This is a genomic window from Corynebacterium sp. NPDC104732, from assembly GCF_055583565.1.
Window position 1 is genome coordinate 1 of record NZ_JBVJNS010000008.1, and the last position, 23942, is coordinate 23942.

The 23942-nt window shown below is 61.3% G+C and carries 25 protein-coding genes; 11 read left to right on the forward strand and 14 right to left on the reverse strand.

The features are described 5' to 3' along the window. Positions 1 to 190 precede the first annotated feature (190 nt). Positions 191 to 2080: a vWA domain-containing protein gene (locus ACZ6ZO_RS07135; RefSeq protein WP_465291593.1), complete on the reverse strand. Its 1890-nt coding sequence runs from the start codon at positions 2078 to 2080 to the stop codon at positions 191 to 193. Positions 2081 to 2152: 72 nt separating this feature from the next. Then, positions 2153 to 3505, reverse strand: a complete 1353-nt coding sequence (locus ACZ6ZO_RS07140) for a cutinase family protein (RefSeq protein WP_465291595.1) — start codon at positions 3503 to 3505, stop codon at positions 2153 to 2155. A gap of 120 nt (positions 3506 to 3625) precedes the next feature. Here ACZ6ZO_RS07140 and ACZ6ZO_RS07145 point away from each other — a divergent pair, with 120 nt between their 5' ends. The 5 genes from ACZ6ZO_RS07145 to ACZ6ZO_RS07165 all read left to right on the forward strand — a co-directional run bounded on the left by ACZ6ZO_RS07145 (position 3626) and on the right by ACZ6ZO_RS07165 (position 7134). Further along, on the forward strand, positions 3626 to 4504 hold the full coding sequence (locus ACZ6ZO_RS07145) for an ABC transporter substrate-binding protein (RefSeq protein WP_465291597.1): 879 nt from the start codon (positions 3626 to 3628) through the stop codon (positions 4502 to 4504). 9 nt (positions 4505 to 4513) lie between these two features. Next, positions 4514 to 5419 carry an amino acid ABC transporter permease gene (locus ACZ6ZO_RS07150; RefSeq protein ID WP_465291599.1) on the forward strand — a complete coding sequence of 302 codons (906 nt, stop codon included), beginning with the start codon at positions 4514 to 4516 and terminating at the stop codon, positions 5417 to 5419. Then, on the forward strand, positions 5419 to 6183 hold the full coding sequence (locus tag ACZ6ZO_RS07155; RefSeq protein WP_465291601.1) for an amino acid ABC transporter ATP-binding protein: 765 nt from the start codon (positions 5419 to 5421) through the stop codon (positions 6181 to 6183). Before ACZ6ZO_RS07150 ends, ACZ6ZO_RS07155 begins: the two co-directional genes overlap by 1 nt. Before the next feature lie 85 nt (positions 6184 to 6268). Next, complete coding sequence (locus ACZ6ZO_RS07160; protein ID WP_465291603.1) at positions 6269 to 6793, forward strand: TetR/AcrR family transcriptional regulator; 525 nt, start codon at positions 6269 to 6271, stop codon at positions 6791 to 6793. Next, positions 6790 to 7134 (forward strand): DoxX family protein, encoded by a 345-nt coding sequence (locus ACZ6ZO_RS07165; protein ID WP_465291605.1) that lies wholly within the window; start codon positions 6790 to 6792, stop codon positions 7132 to 7134. The genes ACZ6ZO_RS07160 and ACZ6ZO_RS07165 overlap by 4 nt, the downstream gene beginning before the upstream one ends. A 73-nt stretch (positions 7135 to 7207) precedes the next feature. Here ACZ6ZO_RS07165 and ACZ6ZO_RS07170 read toward each other — a convergent pair whose 3' ends face one another. Then, a complete protein-coding gene (locus ACZ6ZO_RS07170) occupies positions 7208 to 7948 on the reverse strand; it encodes a TSUP family transporter (RefSeq protein WP_465291607.1) in 741 nt (246 codons plus the stop codon). Positions 7949 to 8014: 66 nt separating this feature from the next. On the opposite strand from ACZ6ZO_RS07170, the gene ACZ6ZO_RS07175 reads away from it, so the two are divergent. Together ACZ6ZO_RS07175 and ACZ6ZO_RS07180 are read left to right on the forward strand one after the other, a co-directional pair. After that, on the forward strand, positions 8015 to 9121 hold the full coding sequence (locus ACZ6ZO_RS07175; protein ID WP_465291609.1) for a helix-turn-helix domain-containing protein: 1107 nt from the start codon (positions 8015 to 8017) through the stop codon (positions 9119 to 9121). After that, complete coding sequence (locus tag ACZ6ZO_RS07180; RefSeq protein WP_465291611.1) at positions 9121 to 9666, forward strand: PIN domain-containing protein; 546 nt, start codon at positions 9121 to 9123, stop codon at positions 9664 to 9666. Before ACZ6ZO_RS07175 ends, ACZ6ZO_RS07180 begins: the two co-directional genes overlap by 1 nt. On the opposite strand, the gene coaD is transcribed toward ACZ6ZO_RS07180, so the two are convergent. Genes coaD through ACZ6ZO_RS07215 form a run of 7 tightly spaced genes read right to left on the reverse strand, consistent with a single transcriptional unit; the run spans position 9659 to position 16184 of the window. After that, positions 9659 to 10129 (reverse strand): pantetheine-phosphate adenylyltransferase, encoded by a 471-nt coding sequence (coaD, locus tag ACZ6ZO_RS07185; protein ID WP_465291613.1) that lies wholly within the window; start codon positions 10127 to 10129, stop codon positions 9659 to 9661. The genes ACZ6ZO_RS07180 and coaD overlap by 8 nt on opposite strands. Further along, positions 10120 to 10698, reverse strand: coding sequence for an RsmD family RNA methyltransferase (locus tag ACZ6ZO_RS07190; RefSeq protein ID WP_465291615.1), 579 nt, complete (start codon positions 10696 to 10698; stop codon positions 10120 to 10122). The genes coaD and ACZ6ZO_RS07190 overlap by 10 nt, the downstream gene beginning before the upstream one ends. Next, on the reverse strand, positions 10695 to 10907 hold the full coding sequence (locus tag ACZ6ZO_RS07195; RefSeq protein ID WP_182385977.1) for an acyl-CoA carboxylase biotin carboxyl carrier protein subunit: 213 nt from the start codon (positions 10905 to 10907) through the stop codon (positions 10695 to 10697). Before ACZ6ZO_RS07195 ends, ACZ6ZO_RS07190 begins: the two co-directional genes overlap by 4 nt. 9 nt (positions 10908 to 10916) lie before the next feature. Beyond that, positions 10917 to 13028 (reverse strand): ATP-dependent DNA helicase RecG, encoded by a 2112-nt coding sequence (locus ACZ6ZO_RS07200; protein WP_465291618.1) that lies wholly within the window; start codon positions 13026 to 13028, stop codon positions 10917 to 10919. After that, positions 13028 to 14584: a DAK2 domain-containing protein gene (locus ACZ6ZO_RS07205; RefSeq protein WP_465291620.1), complete on the reverse strand. Its 1557-nt coding sequence runs from the start codon at positions 14582 to 14584 to the stop codon at positions 13028 to 13030. Before ACZ6ZO_RS07205 ends, ACZ6ZO_RS07200 begins: the two co-directional genes overlap by 1 nt. Positions 14585 to 14595: 11 nt before the next feature. Continuing rightward, the gene (locus ACZ6ZO_RS07210) at positions 14596 to 15225 is read right to left on the reverse strand and encodes a uracil-DNA glycosylase (protein ID WP_182385974.1); all 630 of its coding nucleotides are present in this window, start codon (positions 15223 to 15225) and stop codon (positions 14596 to 14598) included. Continuing rightward, complete coding sequence (locus tag ACZ6ZO_RS07215) at positions 15225 to 16184, reverse strand: thiamine-phosphate kinase (protein WP_182385973.1); 960 nt, start codon at positions 16182 to 16184, stop codon at positions 15225 to 15227. Before ACZ6ZO_RS07215 ends, ACZ6ZO_RS07210 begins: the two co-directional genes overlap by 1 nt. 36 nt (positions 16185 to 16220) lie before the next feature. Between ACZ6ZO_RS07215 and ACZ6ZO_RS07220 the strand changes: the two genes are divergently transcribed. Further along, the gene (locus tag ACZ6ZO_RS07220; RefSeq protein ID WP_465291622.1) at positions 16221 to 17162 is read left to right on the forward strand and encodes a DUF3515 domain-containing protein; all 942 of its coding nucleotides are present in this window, start codon (positions 16221 to 16223) and stop codon (positions 17160 to 17162) included. Here ACZ6ZO_RS07220 and ACZ6ZO_RS07225 read toward each other — a convergent pair. Both ACZ6ZO_RS07225 and ACZ6ZO_RS07230 read right to left on the reverse strand, forming a co-directional pair. After that, positions 17159 to 18232, reverse strand: a complete 1074-nt coding sequence (locus ACZ6ZO_RS07225) for a D-alanine--D-alanine ligase family protein (RefSeq protein WP_465291624.1) — start codon at positions 18230 to 18232, stop codon at positions 17159 to 17161. The two genes, ACZ6ZO_RS07220 and ACZ6ZO_RS07225, sit on opposite strands and share 4 nt — an antisense overlap. 18 nt (positions 18233 to 18250) lie before the next feature. Continuing rightward, positions 18251 to 19255, reverse strand: coding sequence for an NAD(P)H-dependent glycerol-3-phosphate dehydrogenase (locus ACZ6ZO_RS07230; protein WP_232843274.1), 1005 nt, complete (start codon positions 19253 to 19255; stop codon positions 18251 to 18253). Positions 19256 to 19321: 66 nt separating this feature from the next. Between ACZ6ZO_RS07230 and ACZ6ZO_RS07235 the strand changes: the two genes are divergently transcribed. Next, positions 19322 to 20332: an NUDIX hydrolase gene (locus tag ACZ6ZO_RS07235; RefSeq protein ID WP_465291627.1), complete on the forward strand. Its 1011-nt coding sequence runs from the start codon at positions 19322 to 19324 to the stop codon at positions 20330 to 20332. Here ACZ6ZO_RS07235 and leuD read toward each other — a convergent pair. Both leuD and leuC read right to left on the reverse strand, forming a co-directional pair. Then, positions 20325 to 20912: a 3-isopropylmalate dehydratase small subunit gene (gene leuD / locus ACZ6ZO_RS07240; protein WP_465291629.1), complete on the reverse strand. Its 588-nt coding sequence runs from the start codon at positions 20910 to 20912 to the stop codon at positions 20325 to 20327. The genes ACZ6ZO_RS07235 and leuD overlap by 8 nt on opposite strands. Before the next feature lie 12 nt (positions 20913 to 20924). Next, complete coding sequence (leuC, locus tag ACZ6ZO_RS07245; protein WP_465291631.1) at positions 20925 to 22343, reverse strand: 3-isopropylmalate dehydratase large subunit; 1419 nt, start codon at positions 22341 to 22343, stop codon at positions 20925 to 20927. A 55-nt stretch (positions 22344 to 22398) separates the two neighbouring features. Between leuC and ACZ6ZO_RS07250 the strand changes: the two genes are divergently transcribed. Together ACZ6ZO_RS07250 and ACZ6ZO_RS07255 are read left to right on the forward strand one after the other, a co-directional pair. Beyond that, a complete protein-coding gene (locus tag ACZ6ZO_RS07250; protein ID WP_182385967.1) occupies positions 22399 to 23112 on the forward strand; it encodes an IclR family transcriptional regulator in 714 nt (237 codons plus the stop codon). 3 nt (positions 23113 to 23115) lie between these two features. After that, positions 23116 to 23799 carry an NAD-dependent deacylase gene (locus tag ACZ6ZO_RS07255; RefSeq protein WP_465291633.1) on the forward strand — a complete coding sequence of 228 codons (684 nt, stop codon included), beginning with the start codon at positions 23116 to 23118 and terminating at the stop codon, positions 23797 to 23799. The last annotated feature ends 143 nt before the right edge of the window (positions 23800 to 23942 follow it).

Below are 23942 nucleotides of genomic sequence, written 5' to 3' on the forward strand. Positions count from 1 at the left end.
CACCCGATGTGGTTTGACCCGAACAGTAGGGGCAAGCTCGTTAGACATTGATGATCCTCTCTGTAGGAGGGTCACAACTTCACTGGCAAACAGGGGGCAAAACAAATCCCTACGCCTATCCTCAGCAAACATGCTGGTCAGATTTTTGATAAGCGTAGGGATTTGTCACGCGGCACGAATCGCTATCGCATTACTTCCGGCGCATCACCAACAGCGCGACAGCTACGAGGACGATCACACCTAGCACTGCCCCGCCACCGATGGCGAGTTGGCCCAGGCTCAGCCCGGTTTTCTCCACTGGCTCGGCGGACACGGCAGGCTCGTCAGAAGCGCTTGACGGCGCGGCCGCTGAACTCGTGGCGGCACTGGCTGGCTTGTCCAGTGGCTTGGGCCCGGGCACGAGCTTCGGGCGCCATTCCGGCCCATCAGCCGACTTGCCGACGACATCGAACGCAATCTCGAACGGCTGGTCAACACCCTTATCTTTGTCTGAGGAGGAGTTGTACATCGATATGCCTATGAAGTAATCGCCGGCCATGGCTTGCTTTTCGCCTCCTGCGTTGGCAGTCCGGTTGTGGTACTGGATCGCGCGGTCGAGGGTGGCGGTGGATGGTTTGACGTCTTCCTTCTTCCACGCACTAGCGTCAAAGCTTTCGATGTCGGCACGGATGGGTGAGTAGATTGTGGCGCCGTAGTGTTCAGTTTCGTTGCGTTTGGATTCGCTTGGTTTCAGGGTCACCACCGGTCGTTGGCCCCAGTTCACGGGGATGCGGTAGAACTTGTATTCTCCTGGCACGAGGGAGTCTGAGTAGGCGCCTGGGGTGACTGGGGTGGCGTCGTTAAAGCCTGTGCCGCCAGTGATTGGCTGGACATCCTTGAAGGGCAGGTCTGCTGGGTTTGGCTTCGCACCTGTGTCGCCTGCCGGGAACTTTTGGGCCTGGTCCTTAGGGACGATGGGTTCGAAAGAGACCTGGATTTCGACGGAGACTTCCCCGCCACCGGGCTTGGTGGTGTGGATGTCGTAGCCGAGGTACCACTGGTCCATGTCGCAGTCGGTGGCGCCTTCTCCCCTGATGACGGCTGCTTCCGGCTCTGGAGGAGAGTACGCGTCCGAATGGGTTTGTCCGAGATCGATGAACAATTTGTCCCCGTCACAGTCTTTTCCATTGGACGTGTTCCCGATGTCTTCCAACCAGTAGTTGAGGTCGCCGTCGGTGTCGGAAGTACCGGTTTTGTCGCGGTCTGGGATGCCGGTGATCGAGACGTAGGCGTCGTGTCCCTTCGGCACGGCTACCCGGATGTAGCGTAGTTTGCCGTCTTTCTCAGCGTTGGGGAGGACGCGGGTCTGATACAGCCCTTCGCCAAGCCATTTGGCGCCATCGATGGTGTCGGCAAACTCGAAGTCGGTTCCGGCGGTCTGGTAAGTCACTGCGGCGCGTTTAGCTAGAAAATCCAGGCTTTCAGTGAGCTCAGCGGCGTCGCGCGCTTCGCGGTACTGCCCGCCGGAGGCCTGGGCGATACACTGCAATTCCGCGCGGGCGGCCTCATCGATCTGGAAGCCGACGGTGTGGATCGTCAGACCGACGCCTTGTTTGGCCAGATCTTTAGCCACGGTGCACACCTCGGGTGGCGCGCAGGAATCGATACCGTCGGAGACGAGGATGATGGATCGCTCCCCGGTAGCTGGCAATTCTTTTGCTGCCTTGAGCAGCGAGTTCGCCATCGGGGTGTAGCCCTTAGCTTTCAACCCATCGATCCCGGAGTGGAACGCTTTTCGGTTCAGCGCTCCCACTGGCACCAGGGTTTCGATGTCCTGGCAGCCCTTTTCCTTGTTCTCGGGGGCGTTTGATTCCTTCGCGCCGTAGGCCATGAATCCCACGTTGGCGGTCTCCGGCAGGGAGTCCACCAGCGCGTGGGCTGCTTCCTTGGCAGAGTCCATTCTGGTGCGGGAGCCATCGGGGGCTTCCATGGATCCGGATGCATCCATGATGAGCATGGTGGAATTCGTGGGCTCTTGGGCCTGGGCTATCGGCAATGGCAGCAGCATAAGCGCCACTGCCAGCAAAAAGGATCTCAACATCTCTACTCCAATGCGGTCACAGGTAATAACCGCACCTTAATACAGAGTTGTGATAGCCGCCACAGGAAAGAGCTATAGACCGTAGAAGTCCCACAGGGCACGTGCCCAGGGATGATCGGATCCGAGGATAAATTGCACGGCGCGCCATTGGGGGTGCCCAAAGCGTTGCCACCAGGTATCACGTTCGGCATAAGGCACCGGTGCCACATGTTGTGCAGCCCCCAATTCCTTGGTGATAACGGCGTGCATGTCGGATTCGAGCCAGTCGTCGGCCCGCGCGCCGTCGATGCGCACCACACTGTCGCGACTCTCACCTGTGTATGCGGTGTGGTTGCGCGACATGGCGGAGGCGTACCTGAGCTCTCGGTTGGTGGTGAGGTAAACGTTGATCAACCTGTCTACCGCAGCGTCCCCGGTAAAAGATTGGTCCGGGATGTCCACGCCGAGCGCTGTGCCGAGCAGTTCGTGTCCGAACAGTGTGATGGCGGCAGCTTGCTCAGGGCTCAGACCCGGTGTGCCAGCAGCCTGCGCGAACATCTGCTCGGCTTCCTGGAAGCGTCCGAAGGTCACGGCGTCAAGCAACTGGGCACCGTGCGGGCCGAGGGCTCGGTGGAGGGAGCCGTCGATAAGCATGCTGCGCAGGGTCGCGGGGTGTCCGTCGTAGCCGTCGGCGGGGTCGGCATTTGCCCGGGCCGCGGCACCCGCAAGCAAGCCGCCAGGTGTGACGGCGCAGGCTGGGTCATCGCCGGCGCAGATGTGCCGCACCTTGCCGGGCAGGTTGCTGAAGGCGCCGTTGGGGCGTGCACCGGCAAGACCCACCGTCCCTGGCGCGGGGGACGACGCACTGGTTCGCACCAACACCGCCCCATCAGCGGTCATGGTGCCGGAGGTCCCCGTGTCGGTCATGCCGTCCTGGTCCAGTACCCGTGCCCGCCCCGGATCCGCAACGAGGTACGCCGCCAGCAGCCGGTCGGGGCCGATGGGGGCCTGACGGGAGGAAATCAGCTGGGCTACGTCCCCGGTGATGTCGGCCCCTTGGGAGAATCGGACCAGTATCCACTTCGTATTCGGGCACGCCGGGGCCATCTCAGAAAGCCGACCGACCACGCGTTCCACGCCGATCTGCTGCGACTTCCCATATGGCAGAACCACGGTGTCCTTGTTCGGCCCGACGGTCCCCGCCACGCCTGCGCTCGCGGGATAGGGAGTCTGCCACGCACTCACGTTGCCGAAACGCTCAACCACGTGGGCCACGAAGTTAGTCCCCACCCCGAAGCTGACGATGTTCGCAGGGTCGTCGTACACCGAGGCCGCCCCTGTCCCGGCCGTAGCGATGATTTCCACGTCAGCGCAGGTCTGGGGCTCGGCCGCATGCGCAACCGGGGCAGTGACAAAGAACAATACGGCCGCTAACAACCGACGCATGGTGCCACCTTTCAAGGCTATGTATCTGACTGAAATCATAGCCCGTGCGCTGAGTTTGCTCACCCCACCCCCACCTGCATATATTACTAGTAACTGCAAATTATTCAGAAGGTTACTACTATGCGACGATTCCTTACGTTGTGCGCCGCGGCCGTGCTCACCTGCACACTCACCGCGTGCGTCACCAACGAGGAAACCGGGAACCCCGAGGGCTGGCAAGAAATAAAGCCAGCCGCGGTGCCTGAGATCCAGGCGATGGTTCCGGAGAATATTCGACAACGAGGCACGATTTCCATCGGCACCAACCCGCCGTTCGCCCCGATGGAGTTCAAGGACTCACATGGCACCATCATCGGCATCGATGTCGATTTGGCGCGCGCCGCTGCCGCGGTGATGGGGCTTGAGCTTATCGTGCAGGAACAGGATTTCAGCCTGATTCTGCCGTCGATTAGCGCTGGCACCGTCGACTTTGGCGCCTCGGGGTTCACCGACAGCGAAGAGCGGCGGAAGAACTATGACTTTGTCAATTACCTCAGCGCCGGCCTCCAGTGGGCGCAACAAACCGGCAAGCCCGTCGACCCAGACAACGCTTGTGGCTTGACTGTGGCCGTGCAGAAAGGCACTGTGTCCGAATCCGACGACGTCGCAGTCCGCTCCGAAGAGTGTGTGAACCAGGGCAAGGCTCCGATCAAGATGCTCTCCTACGAGACTTCCGACCAGGCCTTTACCGCCCTGGTGCTCGGTCGAGCTGACGCCGTGTCTGCGGACTCTCCGATCACCGCTTACGCTATTGCGCGCGCGGACGGCAAGATCGAGAAAACTGGCAGCATCTTCGACGCCGCCGACTACGGCTGGCCGGTACCCAAAGGCTCCGAGCTGGCCCCGGCCCTCGAAGCAGCACTGCAACACCTCATCGACACCGGTGACTACGCCGAAACCCTCAAACCGTGGGGCGTCACCGAAGGCCTCAAACCCCAAGCGACCATTAACGGCGAATAGAAGGACTCCATGACTCAATCAGAAACCATCCAGGCGAAACCGCTTCGCCACCCGGGCCGCATGGTCGCCGCCACCATCCTGCTGGCGCTCGCCGTGCTGTTCGTCATTAGCGCCGCGCGTAACGACGCCTACGGCTGGGATACCTACTTCCAGTACCTCTTCGATACCCGCATCGCCACCGCCGCCCTGCACACTCTCGCCATCACCGTGTTGGCCATGCTCATCGGCGTGCTTTTGGGCGCATTACTCGCCGTCCTTCGCATGTCCCCGAACCCCGTGTTGCGCGGCGTGTCCTGGGTCTACCTGTGGATTTTCCGCGGCACCCCGGTGTACGTCCAGCTGGTGTTCTGGGGTCTGATCGGCGCGATCTACTCCAGCGTGAACCTCGGTTTCACCGAAATCAGCCTCGAGTCCGCCTTTAGGAACGCGTTCCTCCTCGCGGTGATGGGCCTGGGTCTGAACGAAGGCGCCTACATGGCCGAAATCGTCCGCGCCGGCATCCAAGCGGTGCCAGAAGGGCAAGTGGAAGCCTCCAAAGCGCTGGGTATGAGCTGGTGGCAGACGATGCGTCGCACGGTACTGCCACAGGCCATGCGCATCATCGTCCCGCCAACCGGCAACGAATTCATCTCGCTGCTCAAGACCACGTCCCTGGTCATCGCCATCCCCTACGCCGGTGAACTGTACGGCCGCGCAATGGACATCTCGAACGCCCTCTTCGAGCCGGTCCCTATGCTGCTCGTCGCCGCCACCTGGTACCTCGCCATCACCTCCCTGCTCATGGTCATCCAGACATACGTGGAGAAGTACTACGACCGCGGCGCCCGCCGGCAACTCACCGCCCGCCAACTAGCCGCGCTTGCCGACGCCGAAGGTCGACTCCCAGGCAACATCGAAATCACCGAGGAGAAGTAATGTCGGAACTGATGATTGATGCCCAGCGCATCCAAAAGAAATTCGGCCAACTGCATGTCCTCAAAGGCATCGACCTGCAAGTACCGCGCGGCTCCGTGACCTGCCTCATCGGCCCATCCGGCTCCGGCAAGTCCACCATCCTGCGGTGCGTGAACCACCTGGAAAAGATCACCGCCGGCCGCCTGTACGTCGACGGTGAGCTCATCGGCTACCACGAAAAAGACGGCGTCCTCTACGAGATCTCCGAAAAGGAAGCTGCCAAGCAGCGCCAAGACATCGGCATGGTGTTCCAGCAGTTCAACCTGTTCCCACACCGCACCGTGATCGAGAACATCATTGAGGCTCCTATTTTGGTGAAGGGAGTACCGGAGTCCGAAGCCCGCTCGCTGGCCATGTCTTTGCTGAAACAAGTTGGCCTCGAGCACAAAGCCGACGCCTACCCAGTCCAGCTCTCTGGCGGTCAGCAACAGCGCGTCGCCATCGCACGCGCCGTGGCCATGAAGCCAAAGCTCATGCTCTTCGACGAGCCAACCTCTGCCCTCGACCCAGAACTCGTCGGCGAAGTTCTGCGTGTGATGCGCGAGCTGGCGGATGAGGGCATGACCATGCTCGTCGTCACGCACGAGATGGGCTTTGCCCGCGAGGTCGCGGATCAGATTGTCTTTATGGATGGCGGCGTCGTGGTGGAGTCCGGCACCCCTGCCGAAGTACTGGACAACCCGAAGCACGAGCGCACGCAGGCGTTCTTGTCTTCCCTGCTTTAGAACCCTGCCAAATCTCCATATCCATCCGGATATGGAGATTTTGCGTTTCTTGCGTTCCTCAGTAACCCCACCTACAGTGGTGAACATGTTCACTGAACACGTTCACTCACCAACTCGAGCTCACCAACGCCAGCAGACAGAGGCAAAGATTCTCGATGTCTCACGCGAGCTATTTGTGAGCAACGGATATTCCGAAACCAGCATCAGAGACATTGCCACCCAGGCAGGCGTCAGCGTTGGAACCGTGATGAAAACTGGCTCGAAACAATCCCTTTTGATCAGAGTTGTCGAAGACTGGATCAGCGACATTCACAATGAAATCACGGGTTTGAACCTCACCTCCAGCATTGAAGCCTTTCTGGATTTTTTCACCAGCCACGACGAACTCTCCCGTGCATATTGCGCAGCGCTCATCAGCGAACGCTCCGCTACGCTCAGTCGACTGCAACCGCTGTTTCTTGGCATGACAAAACAAGAAGACATGGTTGCCGGCGACGTTCTATACGACGCCTACCTGGGAATCCTCATCGGCTGGGCTGCAGGGCTGTATTCCGCGTCGGAAGCCAGAAGCCGAATAGCGATCGCAGTGAAGACATTGGAGGCGCGATGAACCTGGTCTACCTTCCGCTCGCGTTCATACTTCTCGCTGATGCTGCGATGTCAGTAAAACCGATGCGTTTCATTGCCGACTGCCTCGATGGCGTTCAATTCCCGCGGCAATGGTGGTGGGCACTGATTTACATCAAGATGTTGACAGTAGCAGGACTGATAGTTGGCCTGTGGCATTACGGCATAGGTATCTCAGCCACCGCAGGAGCTGTGGCCTATTTTCTCGCTGCATCCATCGCCCACTTCAAGGCCAAGTTTCTCAAGCAAAGCTTTTGGGTCAACTGTCTCGGAATGCTGATCTTTTCCGGAGCCACCCTTGCAGTCGCGCTCAGCTTCCGTTAGACCTCGAATCTCCATATCCATCCGGGCGATTTCATTCTGATTGCACCGATGCGGATATGGAGATTTTGCGTTTCTACAACGCGATAACCCCTCGTACCAGTGCGGAGACGCCACCGGCAGCGGCGAGGAACAATGCCATTTTGTGGGCCTTATCTCGAGGAATGATCTTAGAGAACTGGGTGCCCAAGAAAATGCCGATGAACATGCCCAGCAGGCCAACCGGCCACACCCATGGGGATGTTCCGCCGACGTTTCCGGCACCCATGAGGGTCTTCACCAGGAAGGACATGCCTCCGGAGATCACGAAAAGTGGCTGCAAGGTGGCGGCAAAGCGTTTGTGCTCCCAGCGGGCAGCCTGCGCGTAGACGGTAATGACGGGACCGGCCACCGCGGCCAGTGTATTGGTGAAGCCGCCGATAATGCCGGTGACGAGCATTGGAGCGCGACCCTTCGGCTCAGGCATGCGTCCCTTCAAAGCAGACACCATGAACAGGGCCGCCAGGATCAATCCGCCGAAGAGGATGAGCAGCAGTGCGTTGGAGACTTGCTTGATCAGCAGGGCGCCGGCCATTGCACCGATCACCATCGGCGAGCCAATGTAGAGACACCGCTTCCAGTCGATATGTTCGCGGACGGTGTATGCGGTCATCGCTGCGTTCACCATCGCAAGTACGTTGACCACCATCACGCCGTGGACCGGGCCCATGGCGATGGCCAAAATGGGTGCTGCAATCAGCCCCAGCCCCATGCCAGCAACGCGCTGCAGGCCAGAACCGAGGGCGACAATGAAGAGAATCAGAAGGAGAAGGGCCACCCACGACATTTTACAAGCGTAGATGTACGATAGACTCCAAGGCCAGTTTGTGCGATAATCGCACACGTGGAAGCAGTCTCAACTCAGGAACTTGGTCGTCGAATCTCGCAAGCCCGTGAGCGTGCTTCGCTTACCCAAGATCAACTTGCAGATCAGCTATCTGTCGACAGAACGGCCCTAAGCAAGATTGAACGCGGTACACGACGCATTTCTGCATTAGAGCTCCTAGACCTCAGCCGCGCGTTGGGAATTAGCATGGATTCTTTGTTCCGTGATCCCATTCCGGCCATTGTTTCTCACCGATCTTCCCATGGTTTATCCACTGCGGATTCTGCTATCGACAAGATCCTCGATTCCATCGCATCGGATGTTGAGTTTGTGGACTCGGAGACCGGATTCTTACCTGAACCTCCGGAAGCCTTTCACTCCCCCTCCTGCCCCGAAGAAGCGGAAGCAATGGCGGCAAAAGCTCGCGCTCTTCTTGGCGAAAGCACATCCGAACCGCTGACCGGGCTCGGAGAAGCACTAGATCGAATCGGATTGCTGATCTTCTCCAAAGACATTGGCGCCGATTCTGCAGATGCAGGCCTCATCATGCTCAGAAAAGGAGCAGTAGGATTTGTCAACAGCTCGGCCAAGCCGGGCCGGAGGCGACTAGCTGCCGCACATGAATTTGGCCATTTCTTGTTGGCAGATGACTACGTCATCGATCACAAGATTGCAGGTGTTGATGAGACCCGTCTAGAAGGACTGATCGATCGTTTTGCACGTGCGTTGCTGCTTCCACCGAAGATTGAAACCCTGTGGCGCTCACTGAGATCCGAAAAGGGAGACCGGTCTGCTGCTGTCATCATGGCCAGCATGTACCGGGTTGATATGTCGACCTTGGCTCATAGGCTCCGTGACTTGGAACTGATTTCATTCCCTGAGATGAATGACATTCGCGAATACCGAACAACCCAAGCGGACATCGTCGAGTTCGGCTTGCTCAACACCGAGGAGTTCGGCGATACAACCTTGCCACGCTCTTATCAAATGGCAATTCTCGACATGTACCGCAAAGAACTATTGACTGACCGGCGCGCATTGGATTTGCTAAGAGGGACCTTTGCTCCAGATGACCTACCCACAAGGTCTCAGCATGCAAAGGAAGAAATTTGGGGCTATCTCTAATGTCCGATGTTCTGGTCTTCGATACTGGCCCACTCCTCCATTTCGCTAAATGCAGTTGGGTGGGAATACTCAAGTACCTCACACGAGACCGGACAGTAGTAGTTCCTCAGCACGTTCACGTCGAATTGAAACAGAAGTCTCACCAACTACCTCAAGTGAACTCTGTTCTCGATGCCTCGTGGATTTCCGTCGACCGCTGCGAAGACCTCCGCGTCCTCCAACGATTTGCTCACTACGCTAACTACCTCGTCGACGAAGAAGGACATAACGCCGGAGAGTGCGCAGTGCTGGCATTAGGGTATGTGCATGGCCATACGATTGTTGTCGATGATGCAGAAGCACGCCGACTAGCAAAAAGAGACAAGCTCACCATGAAAGGCACCTTGGGCCTCGTGTGCGAAGCTATCAACGAACAGCTCGTCCCCGAGGACATGGCATCTGCCTTAGCGGACGATCTGTTGGAAAGCGAATACAGACTGCCCTTCAAACGAGGAGAGTTTATCCCATGGGCCCGAAACAGTGGTCTGCTTCGCCCCGTTATTTAAGCTTCTCCCGCAGCGCTTCCTGCACCTGCAGCGGCAGCAGCCCTTCCAGCGATCCGCCATACTTAGCCACCTCTTTGCACAAGGTCGAAGAGATGTACCCGAGCTCCGGGTCGGTCATGAGGAAGTTGGTTTCCACTCCGGAGAGGCGCTTGTTCATTTGCGCCATCGGTAGCTCGTACTCGTAGTCGAGTGAGGAGCGCAGCCCCTTGACTAAGGCCGGGATGTTGTGCGCGGTGGTGTAGTCCACGAGCAGCCCGGACCAGGAATCGACGGTGACGTTCGGCAGGTGGGACACTACGGATTCGATGAGGGTGACTCGTTCGGACGCCGTGAACATGCCTTGCTTGTTCGGGTTGTACGTCACCAGGACCACTACCTCGTCATACAGCGCCGCGCTGCGCTCAAAAATGTTGAGGTGGCCGAGGGTCACCGGGTCAAAAGAACCAGGGCAGGCTACTCGCATACTAACTCCTTGTGGAAGACGGCCATATCCATGCGGGCAATGCCGTAGGTCCGCTTCTTGAGCTTCTGGGTCGTCGGCACGAACCACTTCGGCCACGCCGTTTCCGGCGAGTCTACATGGCGTTCCACCACCACCGCGGCCCCATCGGCCAGGCATGGCGTCAGCGCGTGCAGCATGTCAAGCACTGCGTCGTCGGCAAGCTCGTAGGGCGGGTCGATAAGCACCATGTCGAAGTAGTCGCGGGGCGCGCCGGCCAGGTAGACGGACACTTTCGCCTCTACAATGTCCACGCGCGGGTGTTTCACGACGCCCGCGTTGTACCGCATCACCTCGCACGCCTGCGGGGAGTTGTCCACCAGCACCACGTGCTCCGCGCCACGGGACGCCGCTTCCAACCCGAGGGCGCCGGAGCCGGCAAACAGGTCAAGGACGTTAGAATCCTCGAAACCGAAGCGCACCTGGAGCGAGGAAAACAGCCCTTCGCGGGCTCGGTCGGACGTCGGGCGGGTGCCCTCTGGCGGGACCTTGATCTTACGGCCACGGGCTTCGCCGGAAATGATGCGGTTCACAGCTCTCCGACCTCCAGCAGCACGTCTCCACCGGTGACGTCAGCAAAATCCTCGAAAGCAAACGGGCCCACTACCCCTGGCCCCGGCGCGACGACGGGCGCCTCGAGTTTGACGGTTTCGACCATGGCGAGGGTGTCTCCTGTGGCGACGGTGGCGCCAGGTTCGACGACATAGCGCACTATTCCTGCGAAGGGGGCACAGATTTTCATGCGTCTAGTCTAACTCTTGTCCAAAAAGTCTTGACCCTCGATCCCGGTCACGAGTTTTTCGGCTAATGTCCGATTCCTGGCCACCATGGCGGTGGCGTCCGTGGTGGCCCGTTCGATGATGGGGCGGTCGTGAATGAGGCTGAGGAGTTTCATGCTTCTGCGGGTGCCGGATTGGGCGGTGCCGAGGACGTCGCCTTCTTGGCGGGTGCGCAGGTCGAGTTCGGCGAGTTCGAAGCCGTCGGTGGTGGCGGCGACAGCTGTGAGGCGTTCGTAGGAAGCGGATTCGGGTGGCATGTCGGTGTGCAGCAGGCACAGCGATTTGTGGGATCCTCGTCCGACGCGGCCGCGGAGTTGGTGGAGCTGCGACACACCGAAGTTGTGGGCCTGCCGGATGTACATGACGGTGGCGTTGGGGACGTTGATGCCGACTTCGATGACGGTGGTGGCAACGAGGATGTCGATCCCTCCGGCGGCGAAGTCTGCCATGACGTGGTCTTTTTCTTCGCCGCTCATGCGCCCGTGAAGCATGGCCACGGATAGCTCCGGATACACTCCCCGGACCACTTCCAGGGTTTCCAGTACCCCGCCTTCGCCTTCGATGCGCGGGCACACCACGAACGCTTGCCGTCCTGCCGCGACTTCTTCCCGGATCCGCTCCCAGGCGCGCGCCACCCAGTCGGGTTTGAATTCGGGGACCACGGAAGTTTGGATTTCTTGCCTGCCCTGCGGGAGTTCTTTGAGGGTGGAGGTGGCGAGGTCCGCGAAGAAGGTCATTGCCACGGTGCGTGGGATGGGCGTGGCGGTCATGACGAGCAAGTGCGGGGTGATATCGCCCCTCCCCTTACCGCGCAGGCGGTCGCGTTGCTCCACGCCGAAGCGGTGCTGCTCATCGACGACCACGAGCCCCAAATCGAAGAATTCGACGGTGTCCTGGAAAAGTGCGTGCGTGCCAACGATGATGTCGGCTTGCCCGGAGACAATGTCGAGCAGCGCTTGTTTTTTCTGTTTGACGGGCATAGATCCGGTGAGGGCGACCACGGAGGTGGGCAGTCCGGCGTCGGTAAGCGTGGCGGTGAGGCTGCGGGCATGTTGCACGGCGAGTACTTCGGTGGGGGCAAGCAGCGCGCATTGGCGGCCTGCATCGATGGCTTGGAGCATGGCGATGAGGGCGACGATGGTTTTTCCGGAGCCGACTTCGCCTTGAAGGAGGCGCTGCATCGGGGTTTCCTGGGCGAGGTCGCCGGTAATGTCTGAGACCACCTGAGATTGCCCGGCGGTGAGGGGGAACGGCAGCCGTGCCATGAAGTCGGCCCGAACTCCAGTGTCGGTTGCTGCGCACGCGGGTGCGTTTTGGGCCTCGGTGTCGGCGCGGCGTAGCGCTAGGACCAAGGCGAGCCCGAGAGCTTCGCTGTATTTCAGCCTGTCGATGAAAGGTTGTGGCCCGCGTTCGTCTGGGAAGTGCGCACCGCGCAGGGCGTCATCGAAGCTGACGAGGAAATCCGGAAACTCATCGAGGGGCTCTGGGATGGGTGGTGTCTGGGCGAGGAGGTGTCGCACGGCGCCCATCATGCCCCACGCGGTGTAGCCCTTTTTCGCGGGGTAGATCGGGATGTACTCGAGGGTGGCCAGGAGTGCTTCGAGTTCTTCGGTGGAGGCGAAGGCGGAGAGGTCTTTGAGTTTACCGGTAGCTTTGCGGGGTTTCTCCCCTGGCTGTGGCAGCACCACAAAATCGGGGTGGGAGATTTCGATGTTGCCGCGGAAGTATTTCACTTTGCCAGACACCATGACGTTCACGCCCTGGCGGAGCTGTTTTTCGGCGAGCCAGGAGTTAAAGAAAGTGGCTTCAACTTCACCGAGGCCGTAGTAAATGCGCACCTTGGTGAGCTTCTTTCCACTGCGGGTGCGGATGGTTCCGCCCGAGACCACCGTGCCGATTAGCGTGACTTGGTCGCCTTCCTCAGCATTGTCAATGGAAACGGCGCTGCCGTGGTGCGAGTAGGCGCGCGGGAAGTGCGTGAGGAGTTCATAGGCGGTGGTGTAGCCGAACGCTTTGGTAATTTTGGCTGCCTCTTTCGCGGGCAGCAGGTCTGCCAGGGCGCGTTCGTCAGACCAGCCGAGCATTATTCCACGCCAATCTCGGCAAGCTTGTCGATGCCGTCCGCCGGATACACCATGATTTCCACGTCGCTGCGGGTGCCGAGCGACGCACGCAGCTTCTCGAGGTCCAATTCCCGCGCCGCCTCGTTCGTCACCAGGAGCGTGACCAGCTCTCCCCCGCCCTGCAGCAGCCGCAATACTGTTTTCTCCGTGGCATCTTGGACATCGTCGGCCACCAGCACGGTGTCCGCGCCAGAGGTGACCAGGACGTCTCCGCGTGAACAGGCTCCGGCTTGGGTGAGGCGTGCCTTGTCGGCGCGGGTAAGCACGGCCGTGCGCATGGAACCGGCAGCTTCCGCCATGGCGTAGGTGTCCACGGCTAACGGTTGGCCAGGATCGTGCACCGCCAGCGCCGCGATCCCGGAAACGAGCCGGGCGGTAGGCAGGATGTGCATGGCGGCATCGATGGCGTGGCTGGCCAGTTCCGCGTTCACCAGCTCGCCGTATTCCAGCATGCCGTTCGGCAGCAGGATCACCTCGTCCACCGCGGCAGAGCGGACCTTGGCCACGATGTCAGACACGATGTCTCCGGTGCCCCGGGTGATCACCGTCGCTCCCGATTCGGAGTACAGCTGGGCGATCGGCCCCGCCGGAGCGATCGCGAGCACCAGCCGGTTGACCTTCGGCGCTTGCTCCACTCCGGGCAGCACCTCAATGCGCAGATCAGTGATGGTGCCGCGCTGGTAGGACTGCTCAATGACACTACCGGCCACCGCGCTGTGAATGTGCACCTGGCCGCTCGTTTCGGAGTCGCGGGCGATGAGCAGACTGTTGCCCAACGGCGTGAGCGTTGCCGTGAGCTCATCCAGGTCAGCGTCCGAAATATAGAACATCACTTCCAGCTCGGCCGGGATGCTGTGGTGACCGTGGGCAATGGTGTGGGTGCTTGAGTTCCAATCGGTACCCCCGATTTCGTCGGCCAGGGCGTCGAGAAGCAGCACAAAGCCTTTCCCGCCGGCATCGACGACGCCCGCCTCCCGCAACGCCTCCAGCTGCGACGGCGTTTTCTTCAGCGCCACCCGGGCCGCACTGACCGCGGTGCCCACGATCGCTTCGAGGGAGCTATCGGCAGCATCGTTGACCGCGGCGACAGTGGCGCGCAGCACGGTCACCACCGTGCCATCCACCGGGTCCACAATCGCCCGCAGCACCATATCCAGTGCCACGTTCAGCGCCTCCCGGACCGCCTCACCATCCAGCTCGCCACTGGCAGCAGCCGTGGCGATGCCCCGAAGCACCTGGCTGATTACCACACCTGAATTTCCCCGGGCGCCCCGCACCGCACCGGCAGCGAGCGCCGCAGCTACCTGTGCAACATCCGCCTGCGCTTGCTCCGGGAGCCGCTGCGCCTCAGCCAGCGCGGACTCCATCGTGTGCGTCATATTCGAGCCGGTATCGGCGTCGGGAACTGGGAACACATTGAGCGCATTGATCTCTTCACAGCGCTGTGACAGCAATGCCACAGCTCGGCTTGCCCAATTAATCAAGCCATGCCCATCAAGTCGTGCTACCCCAGACATAGTTGTTTAGTTTACAACTCCCACTGCACCGGCTCAGCGCCTAGTGCAACTAGTTGTTCATTAACGCGCGAAAACGGCCGGGAGCCAAAGAAACCCCTGCGCGCTGATAGTGGCGACGGGTGCGCAGACGCGATGATGGGGGTATCCCCAAGAAACCGCGTCGCGGACTGGGCATCGCGCCCCCATAGCACCGCCACCAGCGGGGTACCCCGGGCCACGAGCGCCTCAATCACATGCTGGGTGATCGGTTCCCACCCCAAACCACGATGCGACCCCGGTTGCCCCGGCGCGACAGTGAGCACTCGGTTAAGCAGCATCACTCCCTGCTCAGCCCAGGCGGAAAGATCCCCGTGCTGTGGAACTGGGATGCCGAGGTCTGCGTTGAGCTCCGCGTAAATATTGTTCAGGCTACGTGGCAGTGGGCGCACGTCGCGGGCCACGGAGAAGGACAGCCCCATCGCGTGGCCGGGGGTCGGGTACGGATCCTGGCCCAGGATGAGCACCTTCACGTCCTCAAACGGGGTGCGGAAAGCACGGAAGACGTCGGCTTCCGGGGGCAGAAAATTCTGGCCCACTTTCTGGCGCATCGCCACGCAGTCGGCCTTGATGTCCGCGAATACTGGTTCCCACGATGGATGCATTAGAAGCTCACCCACCCGGAGGTTACGGCTGGAGTTTCGCCGCCGAGGAGGACGCCGTGGGAGCTGGCCTTGAGTACCCGGCCGATGGGCCGGAAACCGCTGGGCACCGCGCGGGCAGTGGTGGCGAGCAGGGTGTGGTCTTCCCCACCGCCGAGGATCCAGGTCCATGGGTCAACGCCGAGGAGCTCACCGGCCTGTGTTTGCAGTTCATCTGGTGCAATAGCAACAGGGTCAAGGTCGATGGTGACGCGGGATCGGCCGGCGATGGTTCCTAGATCCGCGACCAGCCCGTCTGAGTTGTCCGTCATGCAGGTTGCGCCGGTGGCGCGGGCGATCACGCCACGTCCAGGGAGCAAGCTGGGGCTGACGAATGCGTGCACGAGGGGCATGAGTTCCTCGGGTACTGCCTCGCGTCCGTATTCGCTGAGCAATGCCAGCCCGGCGGCCGAGTATCCGATGCGGCCTGCTGCCACCAACTGTTGCCCGGGCCGGGCCCGATCCAGGGTCAGTGGTGCTGCGGAGCCACCGAGGGACCCGATCGCTGTGACGGACAGGGTGAGAATGTCACCACTGGTGATGTCGCCGCCCACCAGTTCTGCGTTGTAAAACGCCACCTGGGTTTCCACACCGCGGGCGATGCCTTCTACGGTGTCGATCGGAGTGCTTTCCGGGGCAGAGAGCCCGAGTACCGCTGCGACAGGGCGGGCGCCCATCGCTTCAATGTCTGCGAAGTTCTGCAAGATCGCCCGCTTGCCGATTTCTTCCGGCGTGGACCAGTCCTGCCGGAAGTGTCTCCCTTCCACCAGCATGTCGGTGGTAACCACGGTGCGGGAGTTGGGCGCCGGTTGCCCCAGGACCGCGGCGTCATCGCCATTGCGGGACGACGGCGCAACCGCCACGATTCGGGCGATGGTTTCGCGCTCCCCAATATCGCCGATGGTCTGCTGGGGGTGTTTCATGTGGCTCCTTCACTTCACTGGCTAAGCTGGGTATTTATGACCGAGCCTGCAGCTTCCCAACTTAATAGAACACCTCTTTATATCGCACTTGGATTGGCCGTCGTGTTGGCCGTCGGTGTCCTGGTCGGGGCAAAGCTAGTGTATTCCACCGCAGCGAACCAGCCGGTGAGTATGACCGCGTTGGATTCCCCCGACGCCGATTCTGCTGAGTGTCAGGCGTTGTTGGACAATCTTCCGAAGAAGGTGCTGGGGCATGGTCGCGCTGAGTTGGCGGAGCCTGCCCCGGCGGGCGCTGCGGCCTGGGCGTCCAACTCCCTGGACCGGGTCACTTTGCGCTGTGGTGTGACGCTGCCGCTGCAATACACCGAGCTGTCGACGCTGACAGAGGATGCCGGCACCAAGTGGCTGCAGATTATCGACGCCACCCCAGGATCGACAATGCAGACCTGGTACTCGGTGGACACCTTCCCAGTGGTGGCGGTGACCATGGATTCCACTGCCGCCAAGCGGGCGGACACCCCAGTGGCGGACCTGTCGGATGCGATGGCGCAGCTAAAGAAGACTGATTCCGCACCGAACCCGATCCCATTGACGCAGCTCGCGGCCCCGCACGCCACCGACCCGCAGTGCCGGGCCCTGCTGCCGGCGCTCCCCCAGGATCTGGCGGACGGCTACACCCGGGCGGCCCTGCCAGAGGACTACCCGGGCCTGCTCGCCTGGGTCAAACCAGGGCACGAACCAATTGTGGTGCGGTGCGGTGTAGCGGACCCGGCAGGTTACCAGGCTGGCGCGCAGCTGAACCAGGTGGATGAGATCCCATGGTTTGAGGACACGCTGCTTGCCAATGGCACCACTGCGGGAACATATTTTGCCCTCGGCCGGGATGTGAACGTGGCGATGTCCATGCCGAGCAGCGCCGGAAACGCCGCGATCACCTCTGTGAGCAAGGCAATCGCGGCGAACACCACGGCGCGTTAGCGCACCCGCACCAAGGCCCGCTGGATCAAGGTATCCAGTAGGTCCGGGTAGGCGATGCCGGAGGCCGCAAACATCTGCGGATACATGGAAATTGGGGTAAAGCCCGGCATGGTGTTGATTTCGTTGAGCACCGGCCCCTTGTCGGTGATGAAGAAGTCAACGCGCGCCAGCCCGTCGCAGTTCATCGCTTTGAATGTTTCAATCGCAAGTGATTGCACCAACTCCAGCTGCGCCTGCGGCAAGGCAGCCGGGATGTCGGCGGTGACCACGTCGTCAAGGTATTTGGTGTCGAAGCCGTAGAAACCTTCGTCGGAATCCGCGGTACCGCGCAGCTGCGCCGGGTACGAGGCCACCAGAGTGCCGTCTGGGTGCTGGAGCACGCCGCATTCCACTTCAGAACCCACGACCTCCGCCTCCACGATGACCTTGCCGTCGTGTTCGAAGGCAAGCGCCACGGCAGCAGGCAGATCCTCCCACTGGGTGACCCGGGAAATACCAATGGAGGAGCCTCCGCGAGCAGGTTTCACGAACACAGGCAGGCCGAGGAGCTGCTGTTCGGCGTCGGTAAGCTCGGTGCGCCCCCGCAGGATCACTTCCCGCCCCACCGGCAGACCTTCGGCCGCCATCAGTTTCTTGGTGTATTCCTTGTCCATGCCGCAGGCGGAGCTGAGTACGCCCGGGCCGACGAACGGGATGCCGGAGAGCTCGAACATGCCTTGGATCGTGCCGTCTTCACCATAGCGGCCGTGCAGAACGGGGAAGATGACGTCTGCGGTGGCGTAGAGTGAGCCGTCGTCGAAGCGGAGCTGCCCCTTCGTACCTGGCTCCACGGAGAGGCTGATGCGCCGGGTGAGTTCAACGCTAGGCAGGGTGCGGTCGTGTTTCACCAGCTTGCTAGGGTCGGTTTCACCGACGGTCCACTGGCCGTCTTGGGTGATGCCGACCGGGATGACCTCGTACTTTTCCTGGTCGATGTGGCTCATGATGGCTCCTGCGGACACACAGGAGACGGAGTGCTCGGAGCTACGGCCTCCGTAAACGACTGCTACTTTAATACGATTGTTGGGCACGGGTACATGGTACCCGGGTTAGTTCACTTCCGATTTCTTTGACCTGCCCATGAGTGCCGAAATCATGTCGTCCACGCCCATACCTTCATGGCAGACAGCGAACACCGCGCGGGTAATCGGCATGTCCACCCCCTGCTGCTGCGCCAGGGCCGCCACCGCTTGGGACGCGATGACGCCCTCCGCGACCTGACCGTTCGTTGCCGCCCGGGCGATCTCCAGGGTCTGCCCCCGCCCCAGGCGTTCACCGAAGGTGCGGTTACGCGACAGGGAGGACGAACAGGTGGCAACTAGGTCACCGAGTCCCGCCAGCCCGGAGAAGGTGCGGGGGTCGGCGCCAAGTGACGCCCCGAGCCGGGTAATCTCCGCCAGCCCGCGGGTAATGAGGGTGGCCAGCGTGTTTTCACCTAGCCCTTTACCCACGGCCATGCCACAAGCCAGGGCGATGACGTTTTTACAGGCGCCCCCGATTTCACAGCCAATCACGTCGTGGTTGGTGTAGGGCCGAAAGTAGGGCGCCGACGCTGCCGCCTGCACTAGCTTCGCCCGGTTTTCGTCCTCGCAGGCGATCACGGTGGCGGCGGGCTGCTCCAGTGCCACCTCTCGCGCCAAGTTCGGTCCGGAAAGCACCGCGACCCGCCCCCGATCCGCGCCAGTGACCTGGGCAATCAGCTCAGACATACGCAGGTTGGTCTCCCGTTCCACACCTTTGGCCAGGGACAGCAAGGTGGCGTCCGTGGGGATCAGGTCCCGCCACTTTTCTAAATTGCTGCGCAGGCTTTGCGACGGCACCGCCAGCACCACAATGTCCGCGCCGTCCAGGGCGACAGCAGCGTCGGCGGTCGCACTTATCGACGGCGGCAGCTGCAACGACGGCAGATAGTCAGCATTTTCCCGGGTGATTTGGATCCGATGCGCCTGCTCTTCGCGCCGCGCCCATAAGTGAACCGTGTTCCCGGCGTCGGCAAACACCTTCGCAATGGTGGTGCCCCACGAACCCGCCCCCATCACTGCGACGTTAACCACGGCTTCACTTCCCTCGTGTTTTAATAGTGACTAATACCGTCCTTCATCTTAGTTAAGGAAGAGATCATGTCGAAGAATCCTGCGAAGAACCGCCACGAAAACGACAAGGATGTGGACAATGATCTCGCTGTGACCGGCCGTTTTCAGCGGATCGCGTCCAACCCGGCCAAGGAGTTCAAGCGCTCCACCCTAGCTGCCGGGGCCGTGTTGTGGCGTGGCGACGTCACGGATCTGGACTCCATCGAGGTCGCCGTGATTCACCGCCCGCATTACGACGACTGGTCACTTGCCAAGGGCAAAGTGGACCCAGGCGAGTCCCTGCCTGTGACGGCGTACCGCGAGATCAAGGAAGAAACCGGGTTTGAGGTGCGGCTCGGCAAGCTGCTCGGCAAGGTCACGTACCCGGTGCTCGATCGCACCAAGGTGGTGTACTACTGGACCGGCGAGGTGCTCGGTGGCGAGTTTATCCCCAACGATGAGGTGGATGAGATCCGCTGGGTGAGCATCGCCGAGGCTAAAGAGTTGCTCTCATACGAGGTCGACCGCACTGTGCTCACCAAGGCGGAGAAGCGGTTCCGACTCCCCGCTACCACCCGGATCTTGTATGTCCGCCACGCCAAAGCCCATGATCGCCAGACCTGGGCTGGCAATGACGATTTGCGTCCGCTGGATAAGAAGGGGCGTCGGCAAGCGGAAATGCTCGCCCCGATGCTGCTGCCGTTCGGGCCCACCGAGGTGTACTCCGCAGTACCTGACCGCTGCCAGTCCACGGCGGCTCCCATCGCGGACGAGCTGGGGGTGCCGGTGGTCGTCGATCCGCTGCTCGGGGATGATGCCTGGATCAGCGAGATGGCCAATGCGCAGCGTCGCTTTGAAGACCTGATTGCCGAGGGCGGCACCAAGGTCGTGGTGGCCCAGGGCACGATCATCCCCGACATGATTGCAGCCCTTTCCGCGAAGGGACGCCTCCCGCTAGAGGAAGTCCCGTGCAAAAAGGGCTCGGTGTGGGTGCTCTCCTTCAACAATGGGGAGCTCACGGGCGCCGACTACTTGGCCAGCGCCCTCCCGGTTAAATAGTTGCCGGTTTGAAGGTAGGGCGCTTCGCCTCAAAGGCGGAGATCTCGTCCTCGCCGCGCAGGGTGAGGCTGATGTCATCTAGGCCTTCCATGAGGCGCCAACGGGTGTAGTCGTCGATGTCGAACGGCACGACAACGTCGCCTGCGGTGATGGTGCGGTTTTCCAGGTTCACTTCGAGCTCTAGGCCTGGCTGTGCCTCCATCACCTTCCACAGCAGCTCCACGTCTTCCTGGGAGCACTGGGCTGCCAGCAAGCCGGCCTTGCCCGAGTTGCCACGGAAGATGTCAGCGAAGCGGGAGGAGATAACCACGCGGAAACCGTAATCCATCAGGGCCCACACGGCGTGCTCGCGGGAGGAGCCTGTGCCGAAGTCGGGACCCGCGACCAGGACGGAACCTGATTTGTAGGCGTCCTGGTTCAGGATGAAGTCGGGGTTTTTGCGCCAGGAGGCAAAGAGACCATCGTCGAAGCCGGAGCGGGTGACACGCTTGAGGAAGACCGCTGGGATGATCTGGTCGGTGTCGACATTGGAGGCCTTCAGTGGAACGCCAACGCCGGTGTGAGTGGTGAACTTTTCCATGATGACTCTCCTTTAGATGTCGGCTGGGCTGGCCAGGTGGCCGGCGACGGCAGTTGCGGCAGCAACGGCTGGGGACACGAGGTGGGTGCGGCCACCGACGCCCTGGCGCCCCTCAAAGTTGCGGTTGGAGGTGGATGCGGAGCGCTCCCCCGGCGCGAGCTGGTCCGGGTTCATGCCAAGGCACATGGAGCAGCCCGGCGCACGGAATTCGGCGCCGAAGTCGGTGAAGATCTTGTCCAAGCCTTCTGCGATAGCTTGTTCGCGGACCCGCGCGGAACCTGGGACGACCAGCATCCGGGTGTCCGGGGAGATGGTGCGACCGCGGACGATGTCGGCGGCGGTGCGTAGATCCTCCAGGCGGCCGTTGGTGCAGGAACCGACGAAAACGGTGTCGATCTTGATCTCCCGCAGTGGCTGTCCAGGGGTCAGCCCCATGTAGTCGATCGCCTTTTCGGCGGCGGCGCGCTCGGAATCCTCGGCGATGTCTTCTGGGTTCGGGACGGCGGACCCCAGTGGCGCGCCCTGGCCAGGGTTGGTGCCCCAGGTGACAAATGGGGTGAGGGCGGAGCCGTCGATCTCGACGACGGTGTCGAACTCGGCATCGTCATCGGTGCGCAGGGAGTTCCAGTACGCCACAGCCTTGTCCCAGTCCTCGCCTTGTGGGGCGTGGGGGCGGTCTTTGAGGAAGTCGTAGGTGACCTGGTCTGGGGCGATCATACCGGCGCGGGCGCCTGCCTCGATGGACATGTTGCAAATGGTCATGCGAGCTTCCATCGACAGCTTCTCGATCGCCTCGCCCCGGTATTCGATGATGTGTCCCTGGCCGCCGCCGGTACCAATCTGGGCGATAATCGCGAGGATCAGGTCTTTGGCGGATACGCCGTCGGCAAGCTCGCCTGAGACGTTGACGGCCATGGTCTTGAACGGCTTGAGCGGCAGGGTTTGCGTGGCCAGCACGTGCTCCACTTCGGAGGTGCCGATGCCCATGGCGATGGAGCCGAAGGCACCGTGGGTGGAGGTGTGGGAGTCACCGCAAACGACGGTCATACCGGGCTGCGTCAGGCCAAGCTGCGGGCCGACGACGTGCACGATGCCCTGTTCGATGTCCCCCATCGGGTGCAGGCGGATGCCGAACTCTTCGGCGTTTTTCCGCAAGGTTTCCACCTGTGTGCGGGAAATCATGTCCTTAATTTCGGAGATCGCGCCGGTTTCCACCCCTGTTGTGGGGACGTTGTGGTCCTCGGTGGCGATGGTCAGATCCGGGCGGCGCACCTTGCGTCCGGCAAGCCGCAGGCCGTCGAAGGCTTGGGGCGAGGTGACTTCGTGGATAAGGTGGAGATCGATGTAGATTAGATCTGGCGAGCCGTTCTCGCCTTTTGTGACGACATGGTCGTTCCACACCTTTTCTGCCAGGGTTAATCCCTTACCCATGAGAGCCTCCTCCTTAGATATTGAATTCCATATATTGAGATGTTAGTATCATAACATGGAACACGATAGCACAGGTGACATCACAAGCGGAATCAAAGTACTGGATCGCTCCGTACTGATCCTGCAGGCCGTCGCCGATGGTCCTCGCTCCCTAGCCCAACTCTGCGAAGACACCGGGCTGCCACGGGCAACCACGCACCGCCTCGCGACGGCCCTCGAGGCCCACGAATTCCTCTCCCGCACCGATGACGGTCGCTGGCGCATCGGCCCCGGCCTCGTCTCCTTGAGCTCCGGGCACGGCGACCTCCTCATCGAAACCGCCACCCCGCTCATGCACCAGATTATGGAACTGACCGGCGAATCCGTGCAGCTCTACCGCATCTCCGGCAATACCCGCCTCTGCGTCGCCACCGTGGAGCCCACCTCGGGGCTCCACAACTCCGTGCCCGTCGGCTCCCGCCTCTCCCTCACCGCAGGCTCGGCCGCCCGGGTATTCGCCGCTTTCGGCAGTGACGAGGTCCGCGCACGCGTGCTTAACGACGCCGCATTCACCGCATCAGATCTCACAGAGGTACGCGAAAACGGGTGGGCTGTGTCCTTCTCCGAACGCGAAGCCGGACTCGCCTCCGTCTCCGTCCCCGTCTTCGGCCCCGGCAACACCATTATCGCCGCCCTGTCCATCTCCGGACTTGATGCCCGCTTCCCCCGCGACGCAGGTGAAAAATGGGGAGCGCTGCTCATCGAAGCAGCCAATCAGCTAGCCTCTTAAGGCATGAGGCAGGTTCCAGATCCCGTCCAGACGCTCGTCGACAAGGCGCAGCGCATCGTCGCCTTCACCGGCGCTGGCATGAGCGCCGAATCTGGGCTGGAAACCTACCGTGACGCCGAAACCGGCCTGTGGGAAAACGTTGACCCCACCGCCATGGCCAGCATCGACGCCTGGGCCCGCAACCCAGACCCCATGTGGCGCTGGTACTTAGAGCGCGCCCGCCGCGCCTCCGAAGCCGAGCCCAACGCCGGCCACCGCGCCCTGGCTTCTTTTCCGGTCATCACACAAAACATCGACAACCTGCACGAACGTGGCGGATCCCAAGAGGTCATCCACCTTCATGGCAGCCTCTTCGACTACCGCTGCACCATCTGCTCCCGCCCCTTTCGCGGTGAGCTCACCCACACCCCACCGGCTTGCCCACTATGCGGGAATCTCATCAGGCCCGGCGTGGTGTGGTTCGGAGAGATGCTCCCGACTAAAGAATGGACCCGCGCCGAAGAACTCATTCAAGAATGCGACCTGCTGATCGTCGTCGGCACCTCCGGGATCGTGCAACCGGCCGCCTCGCTCCCCCTCCTCGCGCGCAATGTGCTGGAAATCTCGCCAGACGAGACCAACCTGACGCCCATTGCTAGCTACTCCTGGAGCACCACAGCAGCGCAAGGGTTGCCACTGCTGTTTTAGTCTTTTGGGGTTTTTGCTTTGGGGTTAGCCCGAGAAACCCGGGGGGCCGAGGACCTGCTTCACCTGATTCACCTGCGAGACCCGGGAAACGCAGGTTAAGGGACAAAAAGTGTGTCTACTTTCCGTGGTAACACCTGCTCAGG

What these genes read in the sequence shown, in the direction of transcription:
- ACZ6ZO_RS07160 (WP_465291603.1), top strand. Translation starts at nt 6,269, where the DNA reads ATGTTCACTGAACACGTTCACTCACCAACTCGAGCTCACCAACGCCAG.
- ACZ6ZO_RS07150 (WP_465291599.1), top strand. Translation starts at nt 4,514, where the DNA reads ATGACTCAATCAGAAACCATCCAGGCGAAACCGCTTCGCCACCCGGGC.
- ACZ6ZO_RS07215 (WP_182385973.1), bottom strand. Translation starts at nt 16,184, where the DNA reads ATGAAACACCCCCAGCAGACCATCGGCGATATTGGGGAGCGCGAAACC.
- ACZ6ZO_RS07205 (WP_465291620.1), bottom strand. Translation starts at nt 14,584, where the DNA reads ATGTCTGGGGTAGCACGACTTGATGGGCATGGCTTGATTAATTGGGCA.
- ACZ6ZO_RS07140 (WP_465291595.1), bottom strand. Translation starts at nt 3,505, where the DNA reads ATGCGTCGGTTGTTAGCGGCCGTATTGTTCTTTGTCACTGCCCCGGTT.
- ACZ6ZO_RS07200 (WP_465291618.1), bottom strand. Translation starts at nt 13,028, where the DNA reads ATGCTCGGCTGGTCTGACGAACGCGCCCTGGCAGACCTGCTGCCCGCG.
- ACZ6ZO_RS07220 (WP_465291622.1), top strand. Translation starts at nt 16,221, where the DNA reads ATGACCGAGCCTGCAGCTTCCCAACTTAATAGAACACCTCTTTATATC.
- coaD (WP_465291613.1), bottom strand. Translation starts at nt 10,129, where the DNA reads ATGCGAGTAGCCTGCCCTGGTTCTTTTGACCCGGTGACCCTCGGCCAC.
- ACZ6ZO_RS07210 (WP_182385974.1), bottom strand. Translation starts at nt 15,225, where the DNA reads ATGCATCCATCGTGGGAACCAGTATTCGCGGACATCAAGGCCGACTGC.
- ACZ6ZO_RS07235 (WP_465291627.1), top strand. Translation starts at nt 19,322, where the DNA reads ATGTCGAAGAATCCTGCGAAGAACCGCCACGAAAACGACAAGGATGTG.
- ACZ6ZO_RS07180 (WP_465291611.1), top strand. Translation starts at nt 9,121, where the DNA reads ATGTCCGATGTTCTGGTCTTCGATACTGGCCCACTCCTCCATTTCGCT.
- ACZ6ZO_RS07195 (WP_182385977.1), bottom strand. Translation starts at nt 10,907, where the DNA reads ATGAAAATCTGTGCCCCCTTCGCAGGAATAGTGCGCTATGTCGTCGAA.
- ACZ6ZO_RS07145 (WP_465291597.1), top strand. Translation starts at nt 3,626, where the DNA reads ATGCGACGATTCCTTACGTTGTGCGCCGCGGCCGTGCTCACCTGCACA.
- ACZ6ZO_RS07135 (WP_465291593.1), bottom strand. Translation starts at nt 2,080, where the DNA reads ATGTTGAGATCCTTTTTGCTGGCAGTGGCGCTTATGCTGCTGCCATTG.
- ACZ6ZO_RS07255 (WP_465291633.1), top strand. Translation starts at nt 23,116, where the DNA reads ATGAGGCAGGTTCCAGATCCCGTCCAGACGCTCGTCGACAAGGCGCAG.
- leuD (WP_465291629.1), bottom strand. Translation starts at nt 20,912, where the DNA reads ATGGAAAAGTTCACCACTCACACCGGCGTTGGCGTTCCACTGAAGGCC.
- ACZ6ZO_RS07155 (WP_465291601.1), top strand. Translation starts at nt 5,419, where the DNA reads ATGTCGGAACTGATGATTGATGCCCAGCGCATCCAAAAGAAATTCGGC.
- ACZ6ZO_RS07165 (WP_465291605.1), top strand. Translation starts at nt 6,790, where the DNA reads ATGAACCTGGTCTACCTTCCGCTCGCGTTCATACTTCTCGCTGATGCT.
- ACZ6ZO_RS07250 (WP_182385967.1), top strand. Translation starts at nt 22,399, where the DNA reads ATGGAACACGATAGCACAGGTGACATCACAAGCGGAATCAAAGTACTG.
- leuC (WP_465291631.1), bottom strand. Translation starts at nt 22,343, where the DNA reads ATGGGTAAGGGATTAACCCTGGCAGAAAAGGTGTGGAACGACCATGTC.